This window comes from Nocardia transvalensis (genome assembly GCF_015477765.1).
In the GTDB taxonomy this organism is placed as follows: Bacteria; Actinomycetota; Actinomycetes; order Mycobacteriales; family Mycobacteriaceae; genus Nocardia; species Nocardia transvalensis_A.
Map to the genome: position 1 here is coordinate 100,573 of NZ_JADLQQ010000002.1, position 25,603 is coordinate 126,175.

The following is a 25,603-nucleotide window of genomic DNA, read 5'->3' on the forward strand; positions in this document are numbered from 1 at the left end:
TGGACGAGTGACCAGTACGCTTCGCCGCACCAGACATTCCGGCACCGAAGGAGTACTCGTGACGGTCTCCCGGCGATCGATGCTGGCCGGCAGCGCGGCGGCGCTGACGGCCGGTGTGGTGGGTGCGCAGACCGCGCACGCGCATCCGATGCGGCGCGCCGCCGACGGTCAGGACTATCTGATCGGCTGCGGCATCGCCGATGTCACCGGCGCGGTGGCCGGTCAGGGCATGATGGGCTATTCCGAGCTGGACCAGGTCGCCACGGGCCTGCTGATGCGATGTTGGGCGCGGGCCTACGTCATCGTCGACCGCGCCACCGGCGACCGGGTCGCGTTCGTGACCGTCGACATCGCCTGCCTGTTCCAGTCCGTGCACCTGGCCGTGCTGCAGCGGTTGGCGCAACGCTTCGGTGACCTCTACACCGAGCGCAACGTCAGCATCAACGCCACCCACAATCACAACTCCTGCGGCGGCACCGCACGCGAATACGCCTATTCGCTGGCCGCCTACGGCTTTCAGCAGAATTCGCACGAGGCCGAGGTCAACGGAATCGTGGCCGCGATCGTCGCCGCGCACGAGCGGCTCGCGCCCGGCAGTCTGCTGCTCGGTCGCGGGGAACTACACGACGCCGCGGCCAATCGCTCCCGGGTGGCCTTCGACCTGAATCCGCCGGAAGACAAGGCCGAATTTCCCGATGCCATCGATCCGGCGGTGACGGTGCTGCGGCTGCGTCAGGGCGGCCGCGATGTCGGCGCCATCACCTGGTACGCCACCCACGGCACCTCGCTGACCGATCGCAACACCCTGATCTCGGCCGACAACAAGGGCTACGCCAGCTATCGGTGGGAGCACGACGAGATGGGGGTGCGCTACCTGGACGGCCAACCCGGTTTCGTGGCCGCCTTCGCGCAGACCAACCCGGGCGATATCACCCCGAACCTCAACGTCACGCCCTGGCATCCGAGCGGTCCGACCGACAGCAATCGCCTCGACTGCGCCCTCATCGGCGAACGTCAATACCAGGCCGGGCGTGCGGCTTTCGCGGCGGCGCGGCCGATGGGCGGCAGCGGCATCGACACGGCCCTGCGCTATGTGAACATGGGCGACACCGCCATCGACGGCGACTACACCCCCGACGGTAAGCCCGCGCGCACGACACCGGCGATGATGGGCGCCTCGGCGGCGGCCGCCAGTTCGGAGGACAACTGGAAAACCCAGCTGCCCTTCCTGTTCGAGGGGCAGCAGAACCCGGTCGTGGCGGCGCTGGGTGGGGTGAACGCACCGATCGAGCAGTGGATGCGAGATGTGCAGGCGCCCAAGCTGATCGTGGCCCCGCTCGGGATCATGCCGCCGCGCCCGTGGGTGCCGCTGGTGGTGCCGATTCAGATCCTGCGCATCGGTGAGCTCGTATTGGCCTGCGGGCCCGCGGAATACACGGTGGTGTCGGGGCTGCGGATCCGCCGGGTGGTCGCCCGCGCACTGGGCGTGCCGCTCGAGAACGTGCTCATGCAGGGCTACGCCAACGGCTACTGCGGATATGTGGCCACGCCCGAGGAATACGTCTCGCAGCAGTACGAGGGCGGGGAGACGCTGTACGGCCGGTGGACGCTGTCGGCATATATGCAGGAATTCGACAGGCTGGCGCGTGCGGTGGCGGCGCGCATCGATCCGGGCCGCGGCCCCGCGCCGCTGGACTGGACCGCGGGCCCGCAACCGAATCTGTTGCCGCCGGTGCCTCCGGACGTGCCCGTGGCCGGACACCGCTTCGGGGACGTGATCACCGCACCCGCCGCGGATTACCGGGCGGGACAGACGGTTTCGGTAGTGTTCGCCGGAGCGCACCCGAACAACGACTTCCACACCGGCGGCACCTATTTCGAGGTGCAGCGCACGGAGGGCGGGACCTGGCGGCGGGTGTTCGACGACAACGACTGGTGCACCGAACTGCACTGGTCGCGGCCCGACGGCCAGCCCGCCGCATCCTTGATCGGCATCGACTGGACCATTCCCGAGGGGACCGAATCCGGCCGCTACCGCATCGAATACAGCGGTGACAGCCGCGACGGCGCGGGCGCGGTGACCCGATTCACCGGCACCTCACCCGAATTCGGCGTGGGCTGAGCGCGGCTGTTCGCCGGCGACCGACTGTGATTGAGTGGGACGCACCGGTTCGTACGGTCCAGTGAAAGGAGCGGTGTGCCATGACGATCGATGTCTGGGCTCAGCACCCCACGCCCCGTTTCCTCGCCCACGAGATGTTCGCCTCGCTGCGGCGATGGAGCGGCGCGACGATCCCGACCGAGCCCATACCGCTCTCGTTCACCCTCGAGGCGATGGACGCCGCGGGGGTCGATCGCGCGGTCATCAGCGCATGGCACGCACCGGAAGGATCGCTGATCGGCAACGACGAGGTGGCGGCGTGGGTCGCACAGGCCCCGGATCGGTTGTCGGGCTTGGCCTCGGTGGATCTGCGCAAGCCGGTCGCGGCGGTGCGGGAGCTGCGGCGGCGGGTCCGCGACGAGGGATTCAAGGGGTTGCGGGTGCTGCCGTGGCTGTGGGAGACCCCACCGACCGATCGGCGCTTCTATCCGCTGTTCGCCGAATGTGTCGAACTCGGGGTGCCGTTCTGCACACAGGTCGGCCACACCGGACCGCTGCGGCCCTCGGAGCCCGGCCGCCCGATTCCCTACCTCGATCAGGTCGCCCTCGACTTCCCGGAACTGACGATCGTGTGCGGGCATATCGGATATCCCTGGACCGAGGAGATGATTGCCGTCGCGCGCAAACACGAGAACGTGGTGATCGACACCTCGGCCTACACCACCAAACGTCTTCCGCCGGAACTGATCTCGTATCTGAAGACGGGCAGCGGGCGGCACAAGGTGCTGTTCGGCACGAACTACCCGATGATCATGCCGGGACACGCCCTCGCGGGCCTGGACGACCTCGGACTGGATGCCGAGACCCGCGAGCTGTATCTGGAGGGCAACGCGCGCAAGGTGTTCCGGCTGTGAACAGCTACGGGCGGCGCAGCGACCAGACCTGGGCGGCGATCCGGGCGAACAGGCGGATGGCGGGATCGCCGACGGCGCGGCCGTCGGCGAGCGGTCCGCTGTAGCAGACAGCCAGCGCGTAGGGCGGTGCGTCGGGCGGGATGACCAGGGCTGCGCTGTCTCGTCTGCGGCGTGACCGGTAATTCTTCCCGGCCACGCGGGTGCCCGCGGGCATGCCGATCGCGAGATCGTCGCGGACGCCGGTGCGTTCGAGGGGTGTCAGTTCGTCGAGGCGCAGGGCCAGCATCGTGCGTGCCAGACCCGCCGCGGTCACCGGTTCGTCGGCGGTCGAATCCGGATGGGGGACAGTCGCATTGAGTGCGTAGAACGGTTCCTCATCCTGCCGGACTGCGCAGATCGACAGCATGCTCACAGCCTATCGACGACGACTGTGAGATTCCGGCAATACGGACGTTACGGGCAACATATATCTTTCGGCGGGTCTTGACCCGGAGGGTCCGGTCTGCATCGCCTCGGGCCAGGCGAGCCTGGGGGCATTGCGGGTTGTGCAGGGGCGGTTCATGCTTTGGGTACAGAGAAAGCTCGGTCGGGGACCCCACTCGAACAGGAGCAGGCTCATGACGATCAGGCGTTCGGTGACGGGACTGTCGGCGGCGGCCGCGCTGGCAGTCATCCCCTTGGCGGCCACCGCCGCACCGGCCGCGGCCTCGGTCGTTGCGCCGATGCCGACGATCTATACCCTGGCTACTCAGTTCGGCGGGCTGTGCGCGGGCAGCCTCAACCCGGTCGCGGAAGTCTACGGCCCCACCGAAAATCCGTATGTCGGCGCGAAGGTCCACATCGGCGTCAACCTGTACGGCTTCGGCCGCTGCGCCACCACCGGGACGATCGCCTGGCGCAATCTCGACACCGGCGCCCAGCACAGCTATCCGATCTGGCTCCAAGCCGGAGCGACCACCTCCGCCGACATTTTCGCCCCACCGGGCCGAGTCCAGGTGACCCTCACGGCCTCGGAGGCCCACTTCCCGCCCGACAGCACCACCGAAATCAGGATCTCCCCCCGCGCCTGACCCTGCCCGCGGTGCTCTCGGGATGGCGGAGCGGTACGGCGGATCGTCAGGCGGGGGTGGTTTCGCTTGTGGCGCGGGCTATGTCGAGATGGGCGGCCAGGGCGCGGCCTGCCGCGTGCAGGGGTTCGGGGGAGCGCAGTGTGCGGCTGAGGATGAAGGCTCCCTCCAGGGCGCTCAGCATCGCCAGCAGCAGTTCGCGGGCCGGGGCGGGGCGTAGGCCGCGGCGGATGAAATAGGCGGTGCCCTCCTCGATCCAGGAGGTGATCACCTCGGCGGCGACCTCGCGCAGCGCGGGCTCGCTGTCGGCGATCTCACCGGCGACGGTGCCGACCGGACACATGTTCATCCAGCCGGACTGCTCGATATCGGCCGCCGCGGCGTCGAAGGCGGCCGGAATCGCCTCGCGCAGATCCTCGTACGGGTCCATCAGCAGCGGCAGCAGCCGGATGTAGGCGGCGCCGCTGGTGCGTAGCGCCTCGGCGGCGATCTGCTGTTTGCCCTCCGGAAAGTGGTGGTAGAGCGAGCCGATCGGGGCGTGGGCGGCCGCCGTGAGCTGTTTGACGCTGGTGGTGCCATAGCCCTGTCGGCGCATCAGCTCGGCGGCGGCGGTGACGATCCGCTCCCGGGTGCTGGTTGACATGTTCTCCGCCATGGTTACACACTAGAGCATGCGCTCTAGAGTGAGCGCTCTAGCGGAAGGGAAGCCGATGCCCGTCGTCGAGGTGACCGCCGGTCGCGTGCACTATGTCGAGCAGGGCGAGGGCCCGCCGGTGGTGCTGCTGCACGGATTGCTGATGGATCACACGGTGTGGGATCCGGTCATGGGCTTGCTGCCCAGCGGATTTCGCTACATCCGACCCGTGCTGCCGCTGGGTGCGCATCCGGAGCCGATGCATGCCGAGGCCGATCTGAGCCTGCGCGGTCAGGTCGAACTGGTCGCGGAATTGCTTGCGACACTGGATCTGCGCGAGGTCACGCTGGTGCATTCGGACTGGGGTGGGGCGCTGTTTCTCACCGCATACGGTCTCGACGAGCGGGTGTCGCGGCTGATCATTTTGCCGTGCGAGGTGTTCGACAATTTTCCGCCCGGATTGCCCGGGAGGATGGCGGTATTGGCGGTACGCCTGCCCGGTGGCACGACAATAGCCCTGCGACAGTTGCGAATTCGTGCACTTCGGCGCACGCCGCTGCTGTTCGGATGGATGGCGCGCTCACCGCTACCGGACGAGATGGTGCGAGGCTGGACCGAACCGGGCCTGCGCGATCGGCGGATCCGCCGCGATCTGCGCAAGTACGGATTGTCGTTGCCGCCGGATCGAGAACTGATCGCGGCCACCGAAGCGCTGCAAGGATTCTCGGGCGATGCGCTGGTGCTGTGGTCGTCGGCGGGCAAGGTCATGCCGCGCGAGCACGGCCCTCGGCTGGCGCAGCTGCTCCCGGAGGGCCGTCTCGTCGAAATCGACGACGCCTACGTGCTGTCGATGATCGATCAGCCCGCGGCGGTCGCGAAGGCGATGACCGATTTCCTCACCGGCTAGTAATAGTGCCGGCGGCCGCCGATCGGGCGGCCCACGGCGCCCAGCAGGATCAGCACCGCGCCGACGACGGCGAGGATGATGCCGATCGTGGTGAGGATCGGGATGCCCAGCAGATAGCCCGCGATGATGAGCAGAATTCCGGCGATGATCATGATGTGCTCCCGTATCAGGCTTGCGGCTGGGCGGACCGGGACGGGCGCGAACCGCTCGGGCGGCGCAGGAAGCGATTCCACGACCAGACGGGCTGCTGCTGCGCCGAGGCCTGCCGATCACGCGACGTCGAGGCGAGATCCTTTTTCGCCGCGGACATCTCGCGGCGCTGCTGGCGTAGTTCGCGGCGAACCTGGGCGTGGCGTCGCGACGCGGACAGCGCCCCGGCCAGCAGCAGTGCGAGCCCGAACATGCCGACGGCGCCGACGACGGCACCCGCGGCGAACAGTTGGCCCTGCGAGCCGGTGAAATGCTGATTGAACACGGTGAAATCGGTGGACAGCAGATGGGCGTTGCCGACATTCGCCACCACCGCGGCGACGCCGACGACGAGCGCCGCGATCAACGCGAGCAATCCGATGAGTACTAACATGGCATTCCCAATTCCCAACGTTGCTGGACGTTATGTACCGGCAATGCCCGCCGCCGCACCGACCAAACCCCCGCCGCATCGGCCGGGTTACCATGCCCGCTGGTTTGAGGCGGGCCGTACGTGCTATGCGGTCGACGAACCGTTTTCGTATCGGGAGATGTCATGAGCACCTACACCTTCGAACTTCCGGAATTCGCCACCGACGCCGATCTCGCCGAGCGCACGCTGCGGAGGTTGGACACGACCACCGGGGTCGATGTCGACCCGGGATCGGAGACGATCACCGTCACCTCGTCGCTGACCCACAGCGAGGTGCTCGAGATCATCCGCGACGCCGGGGTAGCGGCGCGGTAACGGGCGGGCCATCGCGCCGAAACGGCGTGCCGCTACGGTGGATTGGTGCCGAGGAACCCCTTGCCCGCGGTAGGCCGGGCCATTGCGCGCCGCCCGTCGGTGATGCGGGCCGCGCCCGCCGTCGCCGTCCTGGAACGCGTCGTCCGCCGGATCACCGGTGGCCGGCGCGGCGTTCTGGATCTGGCCGGTCTGCCCTCGATAGAACTGACCGTGCTCGGTCGCAAGAGCGGCCTGCCGCGCACGGTCTCGCTGCTCTATGTGCCCGACGGCCCCGGCACCTATCTCCTGGTCGGTTCCAACTGGGGGAGTAAGGATCATCCGGCCTGGTCGGCCAACCTCAATGCCGCCGAGCACGCCGAGATCCACAGCAACGGCGAGCGTTTCAAGGTCCGCGTCCGCCGCCTCACCGGGCCCGACCGCGAGGCCGCCTGGCACCGCGCCGTCGCGTACTGGCCCGGCTACACCATGGAGCAGCGCTTGGCCCATCCCCGTCGGTTTCGCCTTTATGAACTGACCCGCATCTGAGCCTCGCCCAGTTCGAGCCTCAGGGCGTGGGCGAGGATTTCGCGGGCCCGATCGAGAGTGATCGATCCGCTGTGCCAGCGTTCGCTGAGTCCTTCGACGAGGGAGGTGACGTGTTCGGCGGTGACGGCGGGGTCGATGTCGGTGGTGCTGCGGGCCCGGCGGACGAGGGCCTCGACATCGCTGTTCCAGGAGTGGGTGGTGTCCCGCAGGGGTGCGCGGAGGTCGTCGTTGAAGACGGCGCTGGCGCGCAGTTCGCCCCACGCGATGCTGTTTTCGCGAATCTCTTCGTCGTCCTGGAGTTCGAGAAGCAGCAGCCGTTCGAGTTGAGCGCGAGGGTCGTCGGTGGTGGTGAAGGCGCTCCCGGTGTAGCGCTCGGCGCGGCGGTTGATGTGCTCGAGCGCGGCGTGCAGGACCCCGGCGCGGTCTTTGAAGTGGTAGTAGATCAGGGCCGTGGACACCCCGGCCTCGGCGGCGAGCTTTTCGATGCGCAGCCCGCGCACCCCGTCCTGGGCGATGACATGGACGGCTGCCTCCAGGATCTGGGTTCGGCGCTCTGACACGGCATCTCACTCCAGGTAGGCATCGGGGGAGGCGATCAGTCGGCGGGTTCCTGCTGGGTGGTGCAGTGGATGCCGCCACCACCGGCGGCGATGGCATCGATGTCGATCTGCACGATCTCTCGGCCGGGGAACAGCCTCTGCAGGGTGGTCTCGGTGGCGGCGTCGGTGCGGGGTCGCCGAATTCGGGGGCGATCACCGCGCCGTTGCAGACATAGAAGTTGATGTAGCCTGCGGCGAAGTCGTCGCCGGTGTGGTGCGCGCGGATCTCGGAGGGGCCCGCGAGCGGTTCGACCTGCAGGGGGCGGCCGTGGGCATCGGTGGCGGAGCGCAGAATGTCGAGATGGCGGCGGGTGACGTCGTAGTCGAAGGAGTCCGGGTCGTTGTCCAGACCGGCGACGACGACACCGGGGCCGGTGAAGCGGGCGTAGAAGTCGGTATGGCCGTCGGTGATGTCGTGACCGGCGATGCCGGGCAACCAGATCACCTTCTCGATGCCGAGCAGGCGATGGAGTTCGGCCTCGACCTCGGACTTGCCCCAGCCGCGGTTGCGATTGTCGTTGAGTACGCAGGACTCGGTGATGATCGCGGTGCCCTCGCCGTCGACTTCCAATCCGCCGCCCTCGAGAACCAGATCGGTGCGCCGGATCTCGACTCCGGCACGGCCGGCGACCAATCCCGCGACCCGAGCGTCGTTGCGGTGCTCTTGTTTACCGCCCCACCCGTTGAAGTTGAAGTCCACCCCGGCCTTGGCGCCGTTGCTCTCGACGAACACCGGCCCGGTATCGCGCATCCACAGGTCATCGATATCGGCGGGGACCAACTCGACGCCCGGCCCGACCATCCCGCGCGCCATATCCAACTCGGAGGGCCGCACCAGCATCGATACCGGTTCATACCGGGCGATGGTCGAGGCAATCGTCACCAAATTCGCGCGCACCCGCGGCAAAAGCCGCGTCCCCCAGATCCGTTCACTGGCCCCGAACGCCATCCAGGTCCGCTCGTGCGGCCGCCCCTCCTCAGGCATCACCCACGCCCGCCCGTCATCGCCCGCGCCCCCACCAGCATTCCCCGACCGAGACGACCCCGTCCCACCGCAAGCCCCCAACACCCCACCACCCATCGCCACCAACCCCGATCGCAAGAAAAGGCGTCGTCGCATCCCATAGCTTCCTTCTCTTCGACCCACGCGGCGACGACGACAGTATCCCTGACTAACTTTTCAGCCAACCCCAAAACTCGTGCTCCGCCCGCCTCCCGTCATTCCGGCGTGGAGCTCCACCCCATGCAGGCGCACCCCCTACATGTAGACGCACCCCTACAGCGGTTGCGTGTGTGGGTAAGGGGTGCGGCTGTGTTGGGTTCGGGGTGGGCCTCTGAGGGCAACGAGGGTTTGTTGTTTGCCCGCGCTCACGCCCCCAGGGCGTGAGCGCGGGCATCCGGATGAGAGGCCTCAGCCGCGGAGGCGTTCGGCGCGTTCCTTTGCGGTTTCGGCCAATTCGGCGCTGCGGGCCTGGGCGCGGGCGGCCAGTTCGGCGGCGCGTGCCTGGGCGCGGTCGGCGAATTCGGCTCCGCGGATCTGGGTGCGGTCGGCGGCGGACAGGCCACGGCGACGGGCGCGCCGGGCGGCGCGGCGGCCTCGGCGGTCGGCGGTTTCGGTCCATTCGCTGCCGCGTTCCTTGGCCAGGTCGGCGAGTTCGGCGCTGCGGGCCTGGGCGCGGTCGGCCAGCTTCTCGGCGCGCCGCCGGGCGCGGCGGCCGAGTTGGGTGCCCCGATCGCCGGCCACCTCGGCCAGGTCGCTGCCGCGGTCGAGCAGGTGGGCCCCGCGCTGCTTGGCGGTGCCGGCGAGCTCCGGGCCGCGGTCCTGGGCGGTCTCGACCAAGTGGGCGCCGCGCTGCTTGACGGCCTCGGCCAGTTCGGGGCCGCGTTCCTGCGCGAGGTCGATCAGGCGTGCGCCGCGGTGCTTGGCCGCCTCGGCCAGTTCGGGGCCGCGGTCCTGGGCCACCTCGACCAGGTGTGCGCCGCGCTGTTTGATGGCCTCGGCCAGTTCGGGGCCGCGGTCCTGGGCCACCTCGACCAGGTGTGCGCCGCGCTGTTTGGCGGTCTCGGCCCACTCCGGTCCGCGGTCCTGGACCACCTCGACGAGCTCCGCGCCTCGGTGGCGGGCGGCCTCGGTGAGTTCCTGCGCGCGAATTGCCTGCTCCTGCAGGCGGTCTCGCAGGGTCTCACTCGAACTGGCGCCGAAGGGCAGAGCGGCGGCGGCCCGGCGGGCGGCACGGCGGCCCCGCCAGCCCAGCGACGGTTTGCCCTCGGTGTCGGCGGCGGCGATCATCAGACCGCCCAGCAACCCGAGATCCTTCAGGAACGCCACCCGTTTGGCGTCACGGCGAGCCGGGTCGGGCTCGTTCCAGAAATCCTGTTCGGTCACCGTCGCCGGGACGACGGTGGCGGCCAGCACCAGCGCCGACAGCCGGGGCACGCGACCCAGCGCCAGCAGCACGCCGGCACCGACCTGGGCCGCGGCATTCATGCGGACCACCATGCCCGGATCGGATGGCAGTTTGTCGGCCAATTGCTGCGGCAGTTTCTGCTCGCCCTGCGAGACCAGCATCCCCGCGGCCTTGGCGCGCGGCTCCGGGTGCATCAGCGTGTCCACCCCGTCGACGACGAAGGCGGTGGCCAGCAGTGGGCGGGCCAGTCGGCGGATCAACATGACAAGAACCCTTTCCTCGATGGCTGTTTCGGCGAGTTCCCGCAGTTGTACACACCAAACGCGGCCGTACCGGTCGCCCTCAGGGAACGACGGTCACCGGCCAGCGTCCGGCCTTCACCAACCGTACCGCCACCGATCCGATCAGCCGGTGTCCGGTCTTCTCCGACGCGCCGACGACGACCGCATCGGCCTTGAGTTCGTCGGCGGCCTCGGCGAGGCCGGTGTAGGCGTCGCCGCGGCGGGTGAGAAATGTCCAGCGCCCGGTGTAGACGTCCTTGACCCGCTCGGCGTGCTCCTGGATCTCGCGCACCAGATCGTCGGCGATCTCCTCGGTCACGCCCTGCACGTCCGCGCCGTAGGCCCCGGCCATCGCCATGTACGGCTGCACGTAAACCATTGTCAGCAGCGCGTTCTGGCGGCGGGCGAGCCCCGCAGCATAGGCCGCGGCACGCCATGAGGAGTCGGATCCATCGACTCCGACCATGATCACGCGCGGTCCATCGGTGCCCAGTTCGAATCCCGTCGACGCGCCCGGCGCCCATTCGGGGGTGATCTCCTCCGACATGATCTCGAGCCTAGAGCCCACCGTCGACACGGGCGCGGAAGGTTAGGGTCGGATTCATGGGCGAACTGCAGCGACCGATTGCCGTCATGGGCGTGTCCGGTGCCGGGAAGACCACTATCGGGGTACGGCTGGCGGCGGCCCTGGGCGTCGAATACGCCGAGGGAGACGACTTCCATCCCGCCGCCAACGTGGCCAAGATGGCCGCGGGCACCCCCCTCGACGACGCCGATCGTGCGCCGTGGCTGGACGCGATCGCGGACTGGCTCACCGCCCATCGCGGCCGCGGCGGCGTGGTCACCTGTTCGGCCCTCAAACGCCGCTACCGAGATCGGTTGCGCGCCGCGGCCCCCGACCTGTTCCTGGTGTACCTGGACGTGCCGCGCGCCGAACTCGAGCGCCGATTGACCACCCGCACAGGCCATTTCATGCGCGTCCAGATGCTGCAATCCCAGCTGGACGCGTTGGAATCCCCCACCCCCGACGAACCGGGCATCACGGTGGACGGCACCCAAGATATCGACGCGGTGGTGGAGAAGATCCGCGCGGCTTTGAACCCGCCGCCGCGGCCCTAGGGGGCCGCGGCGGCGGGTATGTGAGGTGCCGTCGGGCGGCGGGTATGTGAGGTGCCGCCTGGGGTATGTGAGGTGCCGCCTGGGGTATGTGAGGTGCCGCCTCGGGTATGTGCGAGTCCGCTCGGTGTTGGCGTTGTTCGACAGGGCGGTCCGGCGCGGCAGCGGCCTGTCTTGATTCCGGCGCGCTTTCGGCCGGAATCAATGTTCGAGTTTGCGCAGGATGTTTTGGAGGGTGGTCAATTCGGTGGGGGAGAGGGCGGTCAAGGAGGGTGGGGCGGGGTCGGGGGTGGAGGCGGCGTCGGCGACGACCTTGCGGCCTGCGGCGGTGATGGAGACCAGTTTCGAGCGGCGGTTGGTGGGGTCGATCTCGCGGACCACCAGGCCGCGCTCCTCGAGGTCGTTGACCGTGACCGTGGTGGCGGGGGCGTCCATGGTGGCGGCGTGGGCCAGTTGCTTGACCGTCATCGGGCCCGAGCGCAGCCGACGGAGGACGCGAATTCTGCTGAAGGGCAAGCCGGTTCGTTCCACGACCGCGCGCTTGTAGGTGTCGCGGGTGTCCATCACGAAATGGGTCAGCAGGTGCCAGACCTCGTCGGGGGTGGGGGAATCAGCCGGCATGGGCGGGGACCTTCTGTTCAAGCAAGGGGGCAACCCGGTCACGGGACCGTTCGGCCCAGCGGGTGTTGGCGGCCACGCCCAAGGCGACAATGCTCGCGGCGAGTGCGGCCAGCACCCACCACAGGCTCGCGCCGGTCAACAGCCCACACAATGCCACACCCACACTCACCCCGACCTGGCGGCTGGTGGAGGCCACCGCCGCCGCGGCTCCCGCTCGGTCCAGCGGCATTCCGCTGACCGCCGCCGTGGTGATGGGCGCATTCACCATGCCGAAGCCGCTCCCGAAGACGGCGAACATGATCACCAGCAGCCAGAGCGGAGTGTCGGCCCGCAACGTGGTCAGCATGATGGCCGCCGCAGCCATCAGCGTCCCCGCGCCCAGCAGCGACGGACGGGTGCCGTACCGGCCCACCATCCGTCCCGACAGCGGCGAGAAGATCAGCACGCCCAGCGCGAACGGCAGATACAGCAGACCCGTGTGCACGGCCGAAAAGTGCCGTACTCCTTGCAGATACAGCGAGGCGCTGAACAAGAACGCACCCAGTCCGGCGAAGGCACATACGGCGGTGACCGTCGCCGAGGCGAACGGGACGCTACGGAAGAAGCGCAGATCGACGAACGGAGACCGGTGCCGCGCTTCGTAATACACGAACCCCGCCAGCGCCACCGCGGTCACCACGAAGATCACCGGCCGGTGTTCGATGAGCCCGAACACGAACGTGAACATCACCGCGATGGCCAGCACCTGACCCACCGGGTCGATACCCCGCACGGTGGCCGACTTCGACTCCGGAACGAACAGCGTGGTCGATACCAGCGCAATCGCGCAGATCGGAAGGTTGATCCAGAACACCGACTGCCAGCCCAGCGCGTCGATGAGACCGCCGCCGACCATCGGCCCCAGCGCGGTGGAGATGCCGACCACCGCACCCCACACGCCGACCGCGCGGGCCCGCTCCACCTTTCCGGTGAACACGGTGGTGATGATCGACATCGCCACGGGATTGAGCATCGACCCGCCCACCGCCTGGATGAACCGCGCCCCGATCAGCACCTCGATCGACGGCGCCAGGCTGCACAGCAGCGAGCCGAGCGCGAAGGTGGTCAAGCCGATGCGAAAGACGCGCTTGCGGCCGAACCGGTCGGCCGCCGCGCCCGACAACATGAGCAGGCTTGCCAGGGTGAGGGTGTAGACGTCGACGATCCACTGCAACCGCGACAGCGGTGCGTCCATTTCCGCTCGGATCGTCGGTATGGCGACGTTGACGATCGTCGCGTCCATGGACGAGATCAGCAGACTCAGACAGCACGTCACCAGAACGATGGTCTTCCGGCGCGCGCTCAACCCCTCAACAGTTGTAAGCACACAACGATTGTGAAACTACAACTATTAGCCTGGCAAGCCCTGTGCGCGAGGTCACCGAGCCACGGCCTCGCTCACCGCATTCGGTCCGTTGTAGGTGCGATCGGGGATCTGCTGAAGCTCGCTGATGACATCGTCGTCCGCGCCGTTGCTACGCGCCGCATCGATCAGGCTGTCGCGATCGCACGGGTAGTCGACGCCATGCAGGAATTTCTGCACCTGAATCGGGTTTACCATGGCGGCCACTCCTTTCCCTTCCGGGTATCTGCTCGGACGTTGCCGCAGTACCACGGGATCCGGACCACAAACCGGTTGAGGGCGAGCCGCGGGGGTAGCACGTCGATGTGTTCGTCACCGAGGAAAGGAGAGCCGCCGTGGCACAACCCATCACCACCGCCCTCGATCAAGAGCAGCAGCGCATCGCCGGCGATGCGCTGTGCGGCACGGTCGTCGACCTGATCGATCTGTCGCTGATCGCCAAGCAGGCGCACTGGAATGTGATCGGCCCCCGATTCCGCACGGTGCACCTGGCGCTGGACGAACTGGTCGCCGCCGCACGCGAGTTCACCGATTCGGCGGCCGAGCGGGCCACCTCGATCGGGGTCAGCCCCGACGGGCGCGCCGCGACCGTGGCCGAAGCGTCCGGCGCGGAAGGGTTTCCGGCGGACTGGCAGCGCGACGACGCCGTGGTCGAGGCGATCACCTCGAATCTGGCCGCGGTGATCACCCGGTTGCGCCAGCGCATCGACGCCACCGAGAAGGCCGATCCGGTGACCCAGGACCTGCTGATCGGCATCACCGCCCGGCTCGAGCAGCTGCACTGGATGTGGCAGGCGCAGCTGAGCTGACAGGCCCGAATCGCATGACCCGATATGAAGTGACCATTTCGTAACAATCGGTTACATCCACCCGGTAGCGTGCGGTGCATGACGATGGACCGCAAAGCGGAGGCGCCTGGCGCGCTACCCCTCGCCGGCAGTGGCGAGGAAGAAGGTTACAAGCGGGGTCTCAATCCCCGCACCATCCAGATGATCGCCATCGGCGGCGCGATCGGCACCGGCCTGTTCTACGGCGCGGGGGGCGCCATCGAACAGGCCGGGCCCGCGCTGATCCTGTGCTATCTGGCCGCCGGACTGGCGATTTTCGTGATCATGCGAGCCCTCGGCGAACTGCTGACCTACCGTCCGGTGTCGGGCAGTTTCGCCGAGTATGCCAACGAATTCCTCGGCCGCTTCGCCGGATTCGTGACCGGCTGGACCTACTGGGCGGTCTGGGTGGCGACCTGCATGGCCGAGATCACCGTGGCCGGCAAGTACGTGAAGTACTGGTTCGCCATTCCCGAGTGGGTGACGGCGCTGGCGGTGCTCGCATTGCTGTTCGCGGCGAACCTGATCTCGGTGAAGCTGTTCGGTGAGGGCGAGTTCTGGTTCTCCGCGATCAAGGTGACCGCCATCCTGGCGATGATCCTGATCGGCATCGGCGTGCTGACGATCGGCTTCGGGCATGCGGCCAATCCGACCGTGACCAATTTGTGGGCCGACGGGGGAGTGTTCCCGAACGGCTTCAACCAGTCGCTGCTGGCCCTGCAGATCGTCGTATTCGCCTATGTCGGCGTGGAATTGGTGGGCGTGACCGCGGGCGAGGCGGCCAACCCGCGCCAGACGCTGCGCAAGGCGATCAACACCCTGCCGTTCCGCATCGGCCTGTTCTATGTGGGCGCGCTGATCGTGATCATGTCGGTGGTGAGCTGGCGCGGCTTCCACGCCGGGCGCAGCCCCTTCGTGGAGGTGTTCTCCCAGATCGGAATTCCCGGCGCGGCGGGCCTGATCAATTTCGTGCTGTTGACCGCGGCGCTGTCCTCGTGCAACTCCGGTATCTACTCCACCGGGCGCATGCTGCGCAGCCTGGCGCTGCGACAGGAGGCCCCGGCCGTGCTCGGCGGACTGAGCCGCCGCCACGTTCCCTACGTGGGCATCGTGGTGTCGGCGGCGATGATGGTGATCGGCGTGATCGTGAACGTGATCTCGCCGGACAAGGCGTTCAGCTACATCACCTCGGTTTCCACCATGGGCATCATCTTCGTGTGGGGGATGATTCTGGTCTGCCACCTGCTCTACCGGGCGAAGGTGCGCCGCGGAGAGCTGCCGAGTGCGGACTATCGGCTGCCCGGTGCGCCCGTGACCACTGTTCTGGCACTGGCATTCCTGGGACTGGTAGTGGTGTTGCTGTTCTTCACCGACGGCGGCCGCACCGCCCTGGTGGTCGGACTGGTGTGGGGTGTGCTGGTGTGCGCCGGATACCCGCTGGTCAACCGCCTCGTGCACAGTAAGGAGACGGTCTGACTCAGGCCACGACCTTCTCCTTGATCAGCTCCAGTGAACGCACCCGCTCGTCGAGGTCGTAGATGCGGGTGTTGAGCATGATCTCGTCGGCCTCGGTGCGGCGCAGCAAGTCTTCGAGTTGCCGCCGCACCGTGGCCGGGGAGCCCAGCAGCTGATCCTTGCGACGCTGCGCGACGAACTGGCGCTCCTGGTCGGTGCTCGGGAAATTCGCGGCCTGTTCGGGGGTGGGCAGCGGGCTGCGCCGGCCCAGCCGCAACTGCAGGAAGGCCAGCTCGCTGGGGCGGGCCAGCAGATCGGCCTGCTCGTCGGTATCGGCGCAGACGGCCGAGACCGCGATCATGGCGTGCGGGCGCTCGAGCCGCGGCGAGGGCCGGAAGTTCTCCCGATACAGCGCCAGTGCGGCCTCGGTGTTCTCGGCGCTGAAGTGGTGGGCGAAGGCGAACCGCAGTCCGAGCATTGCCGCCAGTTGCGCGCTGAACCCGCTCGACCCGAGCAGCCAGATCTCCGGATTCTCGCCGATGCCCGGCACCGCGACGATCCCGTCGGCACTGTCGCCCTCGAAATAGCGGATCAGCGCCATCAGCTCCTGCGGGAACGATTCCGCCGACAGTCCCTCGGTCGTGCGGCGCAACGCCAGCGCGGTGGCCTGGTCGGTGCCCGGCGCCCGGCCGATACCCAGATCGACGCGACCGGGATGCAGGGCGTGCAGGGTGCCGAACTGTTCGGCCACCACCAGCGGCGCGTGGTTGGGCAGCATGACCCCGCCCGAGCCGATGTGAATGGTCGAGGTGGCCGCGGCGAGGTGGGCGAGCAGCACCGCGGGAGCCGAGCTGGCGATGCCCGGCATATTGTGATGTTCGGCCACCCAGAAGCGGTGATAGCCGAGCTCTTCGGCGCGACGGGCCGTTTCCGTCGTCGCGTGCAACGCGGCGCCGACGGACTCGCCGTATTGCACCGGTGCGAGGTCGAGAACGGACATCGGAACGTCGATCATGCCACTCAGAACGCCGGAGTCGTCCCATGTATTTCGGGATGTGACTCAGGTGCCGATGGTTCCGGCACCGATCGCCAGATAGGCCAAGGTCAGCGTGAGCAGAAACCAGCCCGCGCCCTGCCAGATCGGCCAGGCCCGATGCCGCCTCCACACCCGGTAGGTCTCGACGAACGCCCCAACCGTCCCGACCAGCAGCACCAGCCCCGGCCCGCCGACAATCCACCCCCGCGACGTCGCATCACAGTAGGTACTGGCCGCCTGCGCACATGCCTCTCGCCGACTTGCCCATTCGACAACCACCGCCGCCACCAGGACCGCCGCGGCGAGCACGCAGACCGAATACACGACCACGTGCCGAAACATCCCGGGATCGTGCCATCGCTTCTCGACATCGTCGACCACGTCGACCACCTCCTCACCCTCGGCGATACCCACCCTGACAGACCCCACCGAATCGATTGCGCACCGGGATATACGTATACATATACTGGACCCATGTTCGATCCGATCAGCCTCATCGTCGGCGCCGGACTCGTCGGCGTCGGCTGGGCTCTCGGCCGATTCGGCCGTCGTCCCGTTCGTCGCGGCGAGTCGGCAGCGCCGACGGCCACCTGTGGGTGCGGGCACGATTTGGCGCTGCACGATCGGCAGAAGGGGGTGTGCCACACCGAGATCAGCCGCAAAGGTCCTGCGGGACTGCGGGAGTGGGTGCAATGCGGCTGCCGTCGCTACACCGGTCCGACACCGCTCGACGAGTTGTTCACCCCGCCTGGGATGCCGCCGCTGGGGTGAGAGCGCGGGTCGGCGCGGGTGATCGCCGCGGCGATGCCGTCGAGGACGACGTCGAGGCCGAACCGGAAATCCTCGGACGCCACGTCTCGGCCCGGTTCCGAAGCGGGGAGAAAGGGGTTGGTGGCGAAGGCCTTCGCCGCTTCCGGATATCGGTCGGCATCGATCAGCCGCGCCACTGTGACGCCGTATTCATATTCGACAGTGGCCTGGTCGCGGCTGCCGCGGCCGGTGCGAAGCTGGCGTTCGAGCAGGCAGGACTGGCGCACATAGCCGTCGAGTAGGACGAGCAGACCCAGCTTGGTGCCCGAGCCCACTGGTGTGTCACGCAGGGGGCGCAGCAGCATATCGAGCCAGGCGATCGCGTGGGGGCCGCGCGGTGGTCCCGACGCCGGGATCTGTAGCAGCCATTCCCGGCGGGTGTAGATCTCGCGCAGGGCCGATGCGCCCGCGGACAGCCCGGCGCGCCAATCGCCCGATGCCGGGCGAATGTTCGGCGGGAAGCCCAGGGCCTGGTCGGCCATCAGTTCCAGCAGTTCGTCCTTGGACCCGATGTGGCGGTACAGCGCCATCTTGGTGAAACCCAATGCCTGCGCGACCTTTTCGAGGGTGACCGCCGAAAGGCCTTCGCGGTCGGCCAATTCCACCGCGGCCGTGACGACGCGGTCGATATCCAGGGCCGGTGGGCGACCCTGGCGCGCCGGACCCGTCAGCCGCCACATCCGCATCAGCGCGGGCGGCACGGTCTGTTGGTTCACGCTCACCTCCTCGTTCGAATCCATCGTGGCATCGGCCGCACCCTCGAGATAGTATCCGATGGAAAGTATCCGTTGGATACTAAAGCGGGGCGAATCGGGAGGACACCATGGCCCAGCAGCGCATCCACGACGTCGACGCACTGCGCGGGTTCGCGCTGCTCGGTATCTTCATCGTCAACATCACCTTCATGGCCTCGGCATATCCGGGCAACCTGGTCACCGACCCGGCATTCGCGGGTCCCCTCGACGATTTCGTGCGAACCACGTCGTCGCTGCTGGTGGACATGAAGTTCTACCTGCTGTTCTCGTTCCTGTTCGGCTACAGCTTCACGCTGCAGATGCAGGCGGCCACCCGCGCGGACGCGGCGTTCGAACCGCGGATGCTGCGGCGCGTCGCCGGGCTGTTCGCGATCGGCGCCGCGCACACGGTATTCGTGTACGGCGGTGACGTACTGACCACCTATGCCGTGGCGGGTCTGATCCTGTTCGCACTGCGAGGTATTCGTGATCGCACCGCACTGCGGCTCGCCGCCGCCCTGTACGCGCTGGTCACGCTGTCCTTGCTGGCGACCGGGCTGCTGGTGGACAGGTCCACGTTCATGCCCCCGGAGCAGGAGGCCTGTGCCGACGCCGCCCACGCGACCCAGGCCATGCTGGACGGCTGGACCGGTGTGATCGGCGAGAATCTGGATTGGTTGCCGATGCTGATTTTGCAGGCGCTCACCGTCCAAGGGCCCACCGCACTGGCGATGTTTCTGCTGGGCATGGTGGCGGGCCGACGCCGACTGCTGGCCGCGGTGCGCGGAAACGAGCCGGTGCTGCGGCGGGTGCAGTGGATCGGGTACCCGATCGGACTGGCCGGTGGTCTGGTGTACGCAGTCGGCGGCGGTAACGCGAATACCGTTGGGGTGGCCGTGAGTATCGCCACCGCGCCGGCACTGTCGGCCGCCTACGCGGTGACACTGCTGCAAGTGATGCATTGCCCTGCTACCGCGTGGGTGCGGTCCGCGCTCGCCCCAGCCGGGCGCATCGCACTGACCAACTACCTGGCGCAATCGGTGGCCGGTTTGCTGATCTTCACCGGAATCGGCTGGGGACTGGCCGGTTCGGTGTCACCCGCCGGATTGGTCGGCATCGCGCTGGCGGTCTTCGCGGCGCAGGTGGTGCTGAGCGCGTTGTGGTTGCGGCGGTTCCGCTACGGCCCGGCCGAATGGGTGCTGCGCTGGATCACCCTCGGCCACCTGCCCGCCCTGCGGGATCGGGAGACCGCGCGGGCAGACCCGGCGTGGTCGGTGCGGCGGAGATCCACGAGGGCCGGTGCCGCGATGGGGGATTCGTGCGGGCGCGATGGCCATTTCGGCGGAACCTGCCGCTCCGGGTCCTCCTCGCTGCAATGCTTCCGGATGGCAGGTACGTTGACGATCATGCGTACCGAGGGAGACTCCTGGGATATCAACACCGGCGTCGGGTCCACGGCCTTGTTCGTCGCCGCGGCTCGCGCATTGGCCGGGCGCGAACCGAATGCGGTGGCCGAGGATCCGTTCGCCGAGGTCTTCCTGCGTGCCGCGGGGCAGGAGTGGGCGGATCTGCTCGACGGCAAGGTCACCGAACATCCGTTGCTGGACCCCGGTTTCGGCGCGGCCTTCCGCGAATTCCAGTCCGCCCGCACGAAGTATTTCGACGACTACTTCCGCGCGGCCGCGGATACCGGTATCCGGCAGGTGGTCATCCTCGCCGCCGGTCTGGACTCCCGCGCCTACCGGCTGCCGTGGCCCGACGGCACCGTGGTCTACGAACTCGACCGCCCGCAGGTCCTGGAATTCAAGCGGGAAACGCTGTCGGACAACGGCGACAAAGCCCGCGCGCGGCGCCGCGAGGTCGCCGTGGACCTGCGCGACGACTGGCCGGCCGCGCTGCGCGACAACGGCTTCGACCCCGCGGCGCCGACCGCATGGCTGGTCGAGGGACTGGTCATCTACCTCCCGGCCGCCGCCGTGGAGCAGCTGTTCGACCACATCGCACAACTCAGCGCCTCCGGTAGCCGCGTCGCCGTCGAGGAGATGGACCCCCTGCCGGAGGCCACGCGCGCGGACTTCGCCACCCGGGACGACGCCGACGAACACGGCAAGGCCGAATGGGTCCACCTGATCTACAACGAGGTCCGCCCCGAAACCGCCCCCTGGTTCACCGCACGGGGCTGGGACGCCACCCGCGTCACCATCCCCGACTACCTGGAGGCCCTGGGCCGCAAGACAATTGCCGTGGGCCCCGCGGACAGCCACCTCATCCCGTCCCTGGTGAGCCTGGTGACCGCGATACGCCCCTGATCAGATGCGGTCGTAGATGCCGAGTGCGATCTCCACCGCCGCCGCGTTGCACTGGTCGTCGGTGAGGTCGAGGTCGCCCATCATGCCCACACTCCACGAGATCGCCGCCACCGCTTGGCGGGCATGGAAGACGGCCATCGGCTCATGGTCGGGCGCGGTCATCGCGTCGGCGACGGCCCGGAACTGGTAGCGCAGGTCGGCGCCCACGCCGAGGCGGCGAAACGCCGCCTGGTTCTCGTACATGAACCGCGTCATATCGCGCCCGGTGGAGTGCAGCACTGCGCCGTAGCGGCGCAGGATCTCGTGGCCGGTGCGCTTACCCGGCGGCTGGGTGGCCGCCCATTCGAGGATCTCGTCCACCCCCGTCCGCAGATCGTCGGCGAGGCTGACGACGATCTCCTCCTTGGAGCGGAAGTGGTAGTAGACGGCCGCCTTGGTGATGCCGAGCCGCTCGGCGATCTGGCGGATGGAGGTCTGGTCGTAGCCGTGGGCGGAGAACAATTCCATTGCCACCGAACGGATCTTGTCGCGCGTATCGGTGCGCCGCCCTACCACGATGACCCTCCAATCCTTACTTGACGACCGGTCAGGATCGAGCCTATCGTGACTACCGTTCCGCCAATACTTACCGGCCGTCAAGCAATGGATGGCCGCAGGCAGGAGTCGCGATGACCACTCCGTCCCTTCCGCAGGCTCTCTCCGGTCCACCGCTGACCGCCATCGGCGTCGCCGTCATCCGCGCGCGGGAAACCGAACGCCCCGACCGGCTCTACGCCGACCCGCTCGCGCAGGCATTCGTCGACGCGGCCGAGTCGGCATATCTGAGCCCGGATGCCCCGCCCGGCTCGGCCGACACCTGGGCAGCAATGCTGGGCTTGGTCGATGCGCTGTATGACAGCCGCACTCTGGCCGTGCGCATGGTGGACGACGACCTGCTGGCCGCCGCCGATGCCGGAATCGAGCAGATCGTGCTGCTCGGCGCGGGATTGGACACCCACGCGTTCCGGCTGGACTGGCCGACACCGGTGCGGCTGTTCGAAGTCGATCTCCCGCCGATGTTCGAGTTCAAGGAAGCCGTCCTGGCCGGACAGCATGCCGAGCCGTCCTGCGAGCGGATCGTGGTACCGGCCGATCTGCGCGAGGAGTGGGGGAGTGACCTGCTCGACCGCGGTTTCCGGCGGGATATTCCGACCACATGGGTGGATCACGTGACGAATTTCCTGCCGCGGGACGATGCCCGCCGGGCGGTCGTCACCATCACCGAATTGTCCGCGCCGGGAAGCGGGTTCGGGTTCCCGGTGACGGCGCGTCCGAGCTTTGCGCGCACTCTCGGCGCGGTGCCGGGGCTGGACTGTATCACCGGCGGTCCGGACGCTGCGACGGCCGAACACGGTATCGGTCCGGACGGCCAGGAATGGCTCGAAAGCCTCGGCTGGGCAACGACCTTCGTGTGCTTCGCCGACATGGTCGCACACTACGGGCGCGACCTGCCCGCCCCGATCGACCCGGGCACGGGCAACGTCGTGGCCGTGCGTAGATGAGTACTCGGGCAGGAGGGGAGGGCGTCGGCGGGCCTGTCTTCGGCACCCCCTGCTCACTGCCCGATGATCGAATTCATGATCGTCCCCGCGCTGGTCGCCACGACCCCGCCGATCATCGCGCCCGCCACCATCTTCGGTGACTCCAGGCGACCGCCGCTCCATTTCTCCCACGCGAATCGGCCGCCCGCATAGATGATCGCGGTGGTGCCCGACAGCAGCATGAACCAGGTGAAGTAGCGCACCAGCTTCATCAGTTTGTCCGCCGCCGGGGGCGTCTCCGGTGTCGGATTCATGATTTGGGTCAGGATCAACTCGTGCGCGGCTGTGAGGATCATTGGTTGCGCTCGCTCCGCATCGACGGTGGTGCGTCCACCCTCCATGGTAGGAGGGGCGCAGCGCATGACGCGTCAGCGATCCGTGATCGCTTGTCCGGGAGCGCATTTGGCGTCTACCGGGCTTGACACCTATTCGTCGTCGTTATCGGCGGACAGAAAGGCCGCCGCGGCGATCCATTGACGGCATCCGAGATGCCGGTCGTGGGCGCGCAGAATCGCGCGGGCGCGGCGATAGGTGAGATCACGGGGTTCGAGGGCGCACTCGTCGGTGGCGCCTACGGAATCGCATGTACCGGAATGCGGAAGCAGTTGGTTCATGGGACGCCTCTGGCCGTTCGCGGGGGAATAACGGTGGCGACGCTGGCGCGGGGCTCCCAACGATCCGGCGCTGTCCGGCCATCTTCGTCCAGACAAGCTTAGGTCTGCAGACTGTGCAGATGCAAGTACATCTGCACAGTCACAACAAGTGTCCGCAGATTTTGTGACGGTCCCCCGGGGGCTACGACCCTGAGCGCCCCGGCATAGCCGTGACCCTGAGCGCGGAGCGATCAGGGTTTGCGGGCCACTCCGCCGTACGCCGCTATCTCACGGACCCGGGCCAGTTCGAGCTCGGGCCGCCGCCAATGCGTGATCGGCCCGAAACCCGGGTCGAGCAGTTCCAGTCCCTCGAAGACGGCACGCAGTTCGTCCTGGGTGCGCGGGTAGTACGGCACGCCGCCGGACTTGGCGTACTCGTCGCACATGCGCACGTAGTGCGGGCTGTCGGTGGTGCCGTCCCAATACACCAGATAACTGCCCGACGGCACGGCGGCCATCACCGTGTTCACGATGCGGCGCAGATCCTCGTAGGTGCGGGCATGGCCGAGCACGCCCATGAACATCACCCCGATCGGCTTGGTGAAGTTCAGGACGTTGCGGGCCTCCTCGACGATCTGCTCGGGGTTGTGGAAGTCGGCCTCTATATATGTGGTGACCCCTTCGTCGGTCGTGCTGGTCAGCAGCGCCCGCGCGTGGGTCAGCACCAGCGGGTCGTTGTCGACGTACACGATCCGGGCGTCGGGCACGATGCTCTGGGCGACCTCGTGGGTGTTCTGCATGGTCGGCAGCCCGGTGCCGATGTCGAGGAACTGCGCGATTCCGGCCTCGCCCGCCAGATGTTTGACGGCGCGGATGAGGAAGCGGCGGCTCTCGGTGGCCATGGCGCCGATATCGGGGTCGATCTCCAGGCTGGCCTCGCCGACCTGACGGTCGATGTCATAGTTGTCCTTCCCGCCCATCCAGTAGTTCCAGATCCGTGCGGAATGCGGGATGTCGGTGCGGATCTCGGTGTTGTGCCCTGATGGCATGAGTCGCGGCTCCTCGTTGAGAGAATCCCGGGCGGCACCGCCGGCGTGCGGCCGGAGACGCGCACGGGTGGTGGATCTGAACGTGGTTGACAGTACAAGGTTCGGCTGATCCGGACAGGTGGGATGGGGTCTTCGATATGCACGCCCCGTTAAAAATTACCGACTGGTCGGCCTGTATTAACTGATTCGTCACGATTGTGGAGAATATGACAGATCAAGATTAAAGCCCTTGCGGCACTTGCTGTTCCGATGGCTGCAGATGTCTGCGAAGGGATCGATCTCCCGCAACCCGCGTGCTATCGTTTGGATGTCGGTTTCAACTGCAAGAACATTTGCGCGAACAGATGCAAGCACTACCCCCTTCCGTAGAGGGCGGTGGGGGGACCGATCGAGCAGGAGACAGCAATGACCGATACGACAGCTATGGTTTCTGGTCGACCGTCCGACTTGGCCTGGCGCAAGAGCACGTTCAGCAATCCGAGCGGAAACTGCGTCGAATTGGCCGACCTGGCCAACGGTTTGGTTGCCATGCGCAACTCGCGTGACCCCGAGGGCGCGGTGCTCGTCTACACCCGCCCGGAGATCGACGCGTTTCTGCGTGGCGCGAAGAGCGGGGAGTTCGACGATTTGGCGCGCTGAGCGGTAACATTGCTAATCGGCGCGGTGTGGTTCGCGACGAGGCGGTTGTGACCCTCACTGCCGGTGATCGTCGAGCATCGGAGTTGACCTCATGATCGCAGAACCTGTCCGGATCGGCCGCGTGGAATCGCTTGTCGCGGAACGTGGTCCGACCGCGCTTCGGATTGCGGTCGGCGGGCAGCTCCGGAAATTGCGAGAAGAATGCGGGATTACGCGTGAGGCCGCGGGTGACCACATCCGCGGCTCGCACGCCAAGATCAGTCGCCTCGAACTCGGGCGGACCGGTTTCAAGGAACGCGACATTCGCGACCTGCTGTCGCTGTACGGCGTCAATGATCCGGAACAGCGCGAGATGTTCCTGGAACTGGTCCGCAAGGCCAACCAGCCGGGCTGGTGGCATCGCTACAGCGATCTGCTGCCGCCCTGGTTCGAGACCTATCTCGGCCTCGAGCACGCCTCGAAGTCGATTCGTACCTTCGAAGGCCAGCTCGTTCCGGGCCTGTTGCAGACCGACGAGTACGCCCGGGCCGTGGTCGCCCTCGGCCACGAGAACTCCGAGACCGCGCGGCGAGTCGAGTTGCGCCGCAAGCGGCAGGAGATTCTCGAGCGGCGCGGCGGGCCGACGCTGTGGGCGGTGCTCGACGAGGCCGTCCTGCATCGGCCGATCGGCGGCAACTCCGTGCTGCGCGCCCAGGTCGAGCATCTGGTGGAGATGACGAGTAAGCCGAATGTGACCATCCAGGTGCTGCCGTATGCGGCGGGTGGACATGCGGCCGCGGGCAGTTCGTTCACGATGCTGCGCTTCGCCGAGCCGGAACTTCCCGATATCGTCTATCTCGAGCAATTGACCAGCGCACTGTATCTGGATCGGCAGCAGGATCTGGAGCTCTACCGTCAGGTGATGGACCGGCTCAGTGTGCAGGCCGAGCCGCCGGAGCGGTCGCGCAAGATGCTGGAGGAAGTGGCCGACTCGCTGTAGAGCTCGCTTTACGCGGTTTCGTTACTGATAAGCGAACGGCCGCCGACGAGAAGTCGGCGGCCGTTTCGCATGCCGTCTCG

General features: G+C 67.6%; 31 protein-coding genes and 2 pseudogenes. 15 read left to right on the forward strand and 18 right to left on the reverse strand.

What is annotated here, in order from left to right; all coding sequences use genetic code 11:
- The first annotated feature begins 58 nt into the window (after positions 1-58).
- Both IU452_RS04395 and IU452_RS04400 read left to right on the forward strand, forming a co-directional pair.
- Positions 59-2,122, forward strand: coding sequence for a neutral/alkaline ceramidase (locus IU452_RS04395; RefSeq protein WP_195107605.1), 2,064 nt, complete (start codon positions 59-61; stop codon positions 2,120-2,122).
- A gap of 80 nt (positions 2,123-2,202) precedes the next feature.
- Positions 2,203-3,015, forward strand: a complete 813-nt coding sequence (locus IU452_RS04400) for an amidohydrolase family protein (protein ID WP_195107606.1) — start codon at positions 2,203-2,205, stop codon at positions 3,013-3,015.
- Positions 3,016-3,019: 4 nt separating this feature from the next.
- Here IU452_RS04400 and IU452_RS04405 read toward each other — a convergent pair whose 3' ends face one another.
- Positions 3,020-3,421: a hypothetical protein gene (locus IU452_RS04405; RefSeq protein WP_195107607.1), complete on the reverse strand. Its 402-nt coding sequence runs from the start codon at positions 3,419-3,421 to the stop codon at positions 3,020-3,022.
- Positions 3,422-3,632: 211 nt separating this feature from the next.
- Here IU452_RS04405 and IU452_RS04410 point away from each other — a divergent pair, with 211 nt between their 5' ends.
- Positions 3,633-4,085, forward strand: coding sequence for a hypothetical protein (locus tag IU452_RS04410; protein WP_195107608.1), 453 nt, complete (start codon positions 3,633-3,635; stop codon positions 4,083-4,085).
- Positions 4,086-4,131: 46 nt separating this feature from the next.
- On the opposite strand, the gene IU452_RS04415 is transcribed toward IU452_RS04410, so the two are convergent.
- Positions 4,132-4,737, reverse strand: coding sequence for a TetR/AcrR family transcriptional regulator (locus IU452_RS04415; protein ID WP_195107609.1), 606 nt, complete (start codon positions 4,735-4,737; stop codon positions 4,132-4,134).
- Positions 4,738-4,792: 55 nt separating this feature from the next.
- On the opposite strand from IU452_RS04415, the gene IU452_RS04420 reads away from it, so the two are divergent.
- Positions 4,793-5,623 (forward strand): alpha/beta fold hydrolase, encoded by an 831-nt coding sequence (locus tag IU452_RS04420; RefSeq protein ID WP_195107610.1) that lies wholly within the window; start codon positions 4,793-4,795, stop codon positions 5,621-5,623.
- Here IU452_RS04420 and IU452_RS04425 read toward each other — a convergent pair.
- Both IU452_RS04425 and IU452_RS04430 read right to left on the reverse strand, forming a co-directional pair.
- The gene (locus IU452_RS04425) at positions 5,620-5,775 is read right to left on the reverse strand and encodes a DUF6131 family protein (RefSeq protein ID WP_195107611.1); all 156 of its coding nucleotides are present in this window, start codon (positions 5,773-5,775) and stop codon (positions 5,620-5,622) included. The genes IU452_RS04420 and IU452_RS04425 overlap by 4 nt on opposite strands.
- 14 nt (positions 5,776-5,789) lie before the next feature.
- A complete protein-coding gene (locus IU452_RS04430) occupies positions 5,790-6,206 on the reverse strand; it encodes a hypothetical protein (protein ID WP_195107612.1) in 417 nt (138 codons plus the stop codon).
- 162 nt (positions 6,207-6,368) lie between these two features.
- On the opposite strand from IU452_RS04430, the gene IU452_RS04435 reads away from it, so the two are divergent.
- Entirely contained in the window at positions 6,369-6,560 is a 192-nt protein-coding gene (locus tag IU452_RS04435; RefSeq protein WP_195107613.1) for a heavy-metal-associated domain-containing protein, read from the forward strand.
- A gap of 45 nt (positions 6,561-6,605) precedes the next feature.
- Positions 6,606-7,085, forward strand: a complete 480-nt coding sequence (locus IU452_RS04440) for a nitroreductase family deazaflavin-dependent oxidoreductase (protein ID WP_195107614.1) — start codon at positions 6,606-6,608, stop codon at positions 7,083-7,085.
- On the opposite strand, the gene IU452_RS04445 is transcribed toward IU452_RS04440, so the two are convergent.
- The 4 genes and pseudogenes from IU452_RS04445 to IU452_RS04460 form a co-directional block, all read right to left on the reverse strand.
- Positions 7,064-7,645, reverse strand: a complete 582-nt coding sequence (locus tag IU452_RS04445; RefSeq protein WP_195107615.1) for a TetR/AcrR family transcriptional regulator — start codon at positions 7,643-7,645, stop codon at positions 7,064-7,066. The two genes, IU452_RS04440 and IU452_RS04445, sit on opposite strands and share 22 nt — an antisense overlap.
- 35 nt (positions 7,646-7,680) lie before the next feature.
- A pseudogene (locus tag IU452_RS04450) lies at positions 7,681-8,804 on the reverse strand (agmatine deiminase family protein).
- Between the two features lie 291 nt (positions 8,805-9,095).
- Positions 9,096-10,355 carry a DoxX family protein gene (locus tag IU452_RS04455; protein WP_195107616.1) on the reverse strand — a complete coding sequence of 420 codons (1,260 nt, stop codon included), beginning with the start codon at positions 10,353-10,355 and terminating at the stop codon, positions 9,096-9,098.
- Positions 10,356-10,434: 79 nt separating this feature from the next.
- Positions 10,435-10,920, reverse strand: a complete 486-nt coding sequence (locus tag IU452_RS04460; protein ID WP_195107617.1) for a universal stress protein — start codon at positions 10,918-10,920, stop codon at positions 10,435-10,437.
- Between the two features lie 56 nt (positions 10,921-10,976).
- Here IU452_RS04460 and IU452_RS04465 point away from each other — a divergent pair, with 56 nt between their 5' ends.
- A complete protein-coding gene (locus tag IU452_RS04465; RefSeq protein WP_195107618.1) occupies positions 10,977-11,492 on the forward strand; it encodes a gluconokinase in 516 nt (171 codons plus the stop codon).
- A 198-nt stretch (positions 11,493-11,690) separates the two neighbouring features.
- Here the strand turns inward: IU452_RS04465 and IU452_RS04470 are convergent, their stop codons facing one another.
- From IU452_RS04470 to IU452_RS04480, 3 genes are read right to left on the reverse strand one after another with little or no spacing between them, the layout of a single operon-like run.
- Positions 11,691-12,110: a MarR family winged helix-turn-helix transcriptional regulator gene (locus IU452_RS04470; protein ID WP_195107619.1), complete on the reverse strand. Its 420-nt coding sequence runs from the start codon at positions 12,108-12,110 to the stop codon at positions 11,691-11,693.
- Entirely contained in the window at positions 12,100-13,476 is a 1,377-nt protein-coding gene (locus IU452_RS04475; RefSeq protein WP_195107620.1) for an MFS transporter, read from the reverse strand. The genes IU452_RS04470 and IU452_RS04475 overlap by 11 nt, the downstream gene beginning before the upstream one ends.
- A gap of 51 nt (positions 13,477-13,527) precedes the next feature.
- Positions 13,528-13,710, reverse strand: coding sequence for a DUF2795 domain-containing protein (locus tag IU452_RS04480; protein ID WP_195107621.1), 183 nt, complete (start codon positions 13,708-13,710; stop codon positions 13,528-13,530).
- 137 nt (positions 13,711-13,847) lie between these two features.
- Here IU452_RS04480 and IU452_RS04485 point away from each other — a divergent pair, with 137 nt between their 5' ends.
- Positions 13,848-14,321 (forward strand): Dps family protein, encoded by a 474-nt coding sequence (locus IU452_RS04485; RefSeq protein ID WP_195107622.1) that lies wholly within the window; start codon positions 13,848-13,850, stop codon positions 14,319-14,321.
- Positions 14,322-14,405: 84 nt separating this feature from the next.
- Complete coding sequence (locus IU452_RS04490) at positions 14,406-15,815, forward strand: amino acid permease (RefSeq protein ID WP_228816786.1); 1,410 nt, start codon at positions 14,406-14,408, stop codon at positions 15,813-15,815.
- A gap of 1 nt (position 15,816) precedes the next feature.
- Here the strand turns inward: IU452_RS04490 and IU452_RS04495 are convergent, their stop codons facing one another.
- Together IU452_RS04495 and IU452_RS04500 are read right to left on the reverse strand one after the other, a co-directional pair.
- Positions 15,817-16,809 (reverse strand): LLM class flavin-dependent oxidoreductase, encoded by a 993-nt coding sequence (locus IU452_RS04495; protein WP_195107624.1) that lies wholly within the window; start codon positions 16,807-16,809, stop codon positions 15,817-15,819.
- A gap of 45 nt (positions 16,810-16,854) precedes the next feature.
- Positions 16,855-17,259, reverse strand: coding sequence for a hypothetical protein (locus tag IU452_RS04500; protein WP_324192438.1), 405 nt, complete (start codon positions 17,257-17,259; stop codon positions 16,855-16,857).
- 45 nt (positions 17,260-17,304) lie between these two features.
- Here IU452_RS04500 and IU452_RS04505 point away from each other — a divergent pair, with 45 nt between their 5' ends.
- On the forward strand, positions 17,305-17,601 hold the full coding sequence (locus IU452_RS04505; RefSeq protein ID WP_195107625.1) for a hypothetical protein: 297 nt from the start codon (positions 17,305-17,307) through the stop codon (positions 17,599-17,601).
- On the opposite strand, the gene IU452_RS04510 is transcribed toward IU452_RS04505, so the two are convergent.
- Entirely contained in the window at positions 17,538-18,356 is an 819-nt protein-coding gene (locus IU452_RS04510; RefSeq protein ID WP_324192439.1) for a TetR/AcrR family transcriptional regulator, read from the reverse strand. The two genes, IU452_RS04505 and IU452_RS04510, sit on opposite strands and share 64 nt — an antisense overlap.
- Positions 18,357-19,120: 764 nt before the next feature.
- On the opposite strand from IU452_RS04510, the pseudogene IU452_RS37905 reads away from it, so the two are divergent.
- Positions 19,121-19,582: pseudogene (locus IU452_RS37905) on the forward strand (DUF418 domain-containing protein); the annotation flags it as partial.
- A gap of 198 nt (positions 19,583-19,780) precedes the next feature.
- Positions 19,781-20,683, forward strand: a complete 903-nt coding sequence (locus tag IU452_RS04520) for a class I SAM-dependent methyltransferase (RefSeq protein WP_195108241.1) — start codon at positions 19,781-19,783, stop codon at positions 20,681-20,683.
- On the opposite strand, the gene IU452_RS04525 is transcribed toward IU452_RS04520, so the two are convergent.
- Positions 20,684-21,238 (reverse strand): TetR/AcrR family transcriptional regulator, encoded by a 555-nt coding sequence (locus IU452_RS04525; RefSeq protein ID WP_195107626.1) that lies wholly within the window; start codon positions 21,236-21,238, stop codon positions 20,684-20,686. It lies immediately after the preceding gene.
- Between the two features lie 113 nt (positions 21,239-21,351).
- On the opposite strand from IU452_RS04525, the gene IU452_RS04530 reads away from it, so the two are divergent.
- Positions 21,352-22,224, forward strand: coding sequence for an SAM-dependent methyltransferase (locus tag IU452_RS04530; protein ID WP_195107627.1), 873 nt, complete (start codon positions 21,352-21,354; stop codon positions 22,222-22,224).
- A gap of 53 nt (positions 22,225-22,277) precedes the next feature.
- Here the strand turns inward: IU452_RS04530 and IU452_RS04535 are convergent, their stop codons facing one another.
- From IU452_RS04535 to IU452_RS04545, 3 genes are all read right to left on the reverse strand, one after another.
- On the reverse strand, positions 22,278-22,559 hold the full coding sequence (locus IU452_RS04535) for a hypothetical protein (protein ID WP_195108242.1): 282 nt from the start codon (positions 22,557-22,559) through the stop codon (positions 22,278-22,280).
- A gap of 129 nt (positions 22,560-22,688) precedes the next feature.
- Positions 22,689-22,877 (reverse strand): hypothetical protein, encoded by a 189-nt coding sequence (locus IU452_RS04540; RefSeq protein WP_195107628.1) that lies wholly within the window; start codon positions 22,875-22,877, stop codon positions 22,689-22,691.
- A 230-nt stretch (positions 22,878-23,107) separates the two neighbouring features.
- A complete protein-coding gene (locus IU452_RS04545) occupies positions 23,108-23,905 on the reverse strand; it encodes an SAM-dependent methyltransferase (protein WP_195107629.1) in 798 nt (265 codons plus the stop codon).
- A 405-nt stretch (positions 23,906-24,310) separates the two neighbouring features.
- On the opposite strand from IU452_RS04545, the gene IU452_RS04550 reads away from it, so the two are divergent.
- Complete coding sequence (locus tag IU452_RS04550) at positions 24,311-24,544, forward strand: DUF397 domain-containing protein (RefSeq protein ID WP_228816640.1); 234 nt, start codon at positions 24,311-24,313, stop codon at positions 24,542-24,544.
- A 91-nt stretch (positions 24,545-24,635) separates the two neighbouring features.
- Complete coding sequence (locus IU452_RS04555) at positions 24,636-25,523, forward strand: helix-turn-helix domain-containing protein (RefSeq protein ID WP_195107630.1); 888 nt, start codon at positions 24,636-24,638, stop codon at positions 25,521-25,523.
- Positions 25,524-25,603 lie beyond the last annotated feature (80 nt).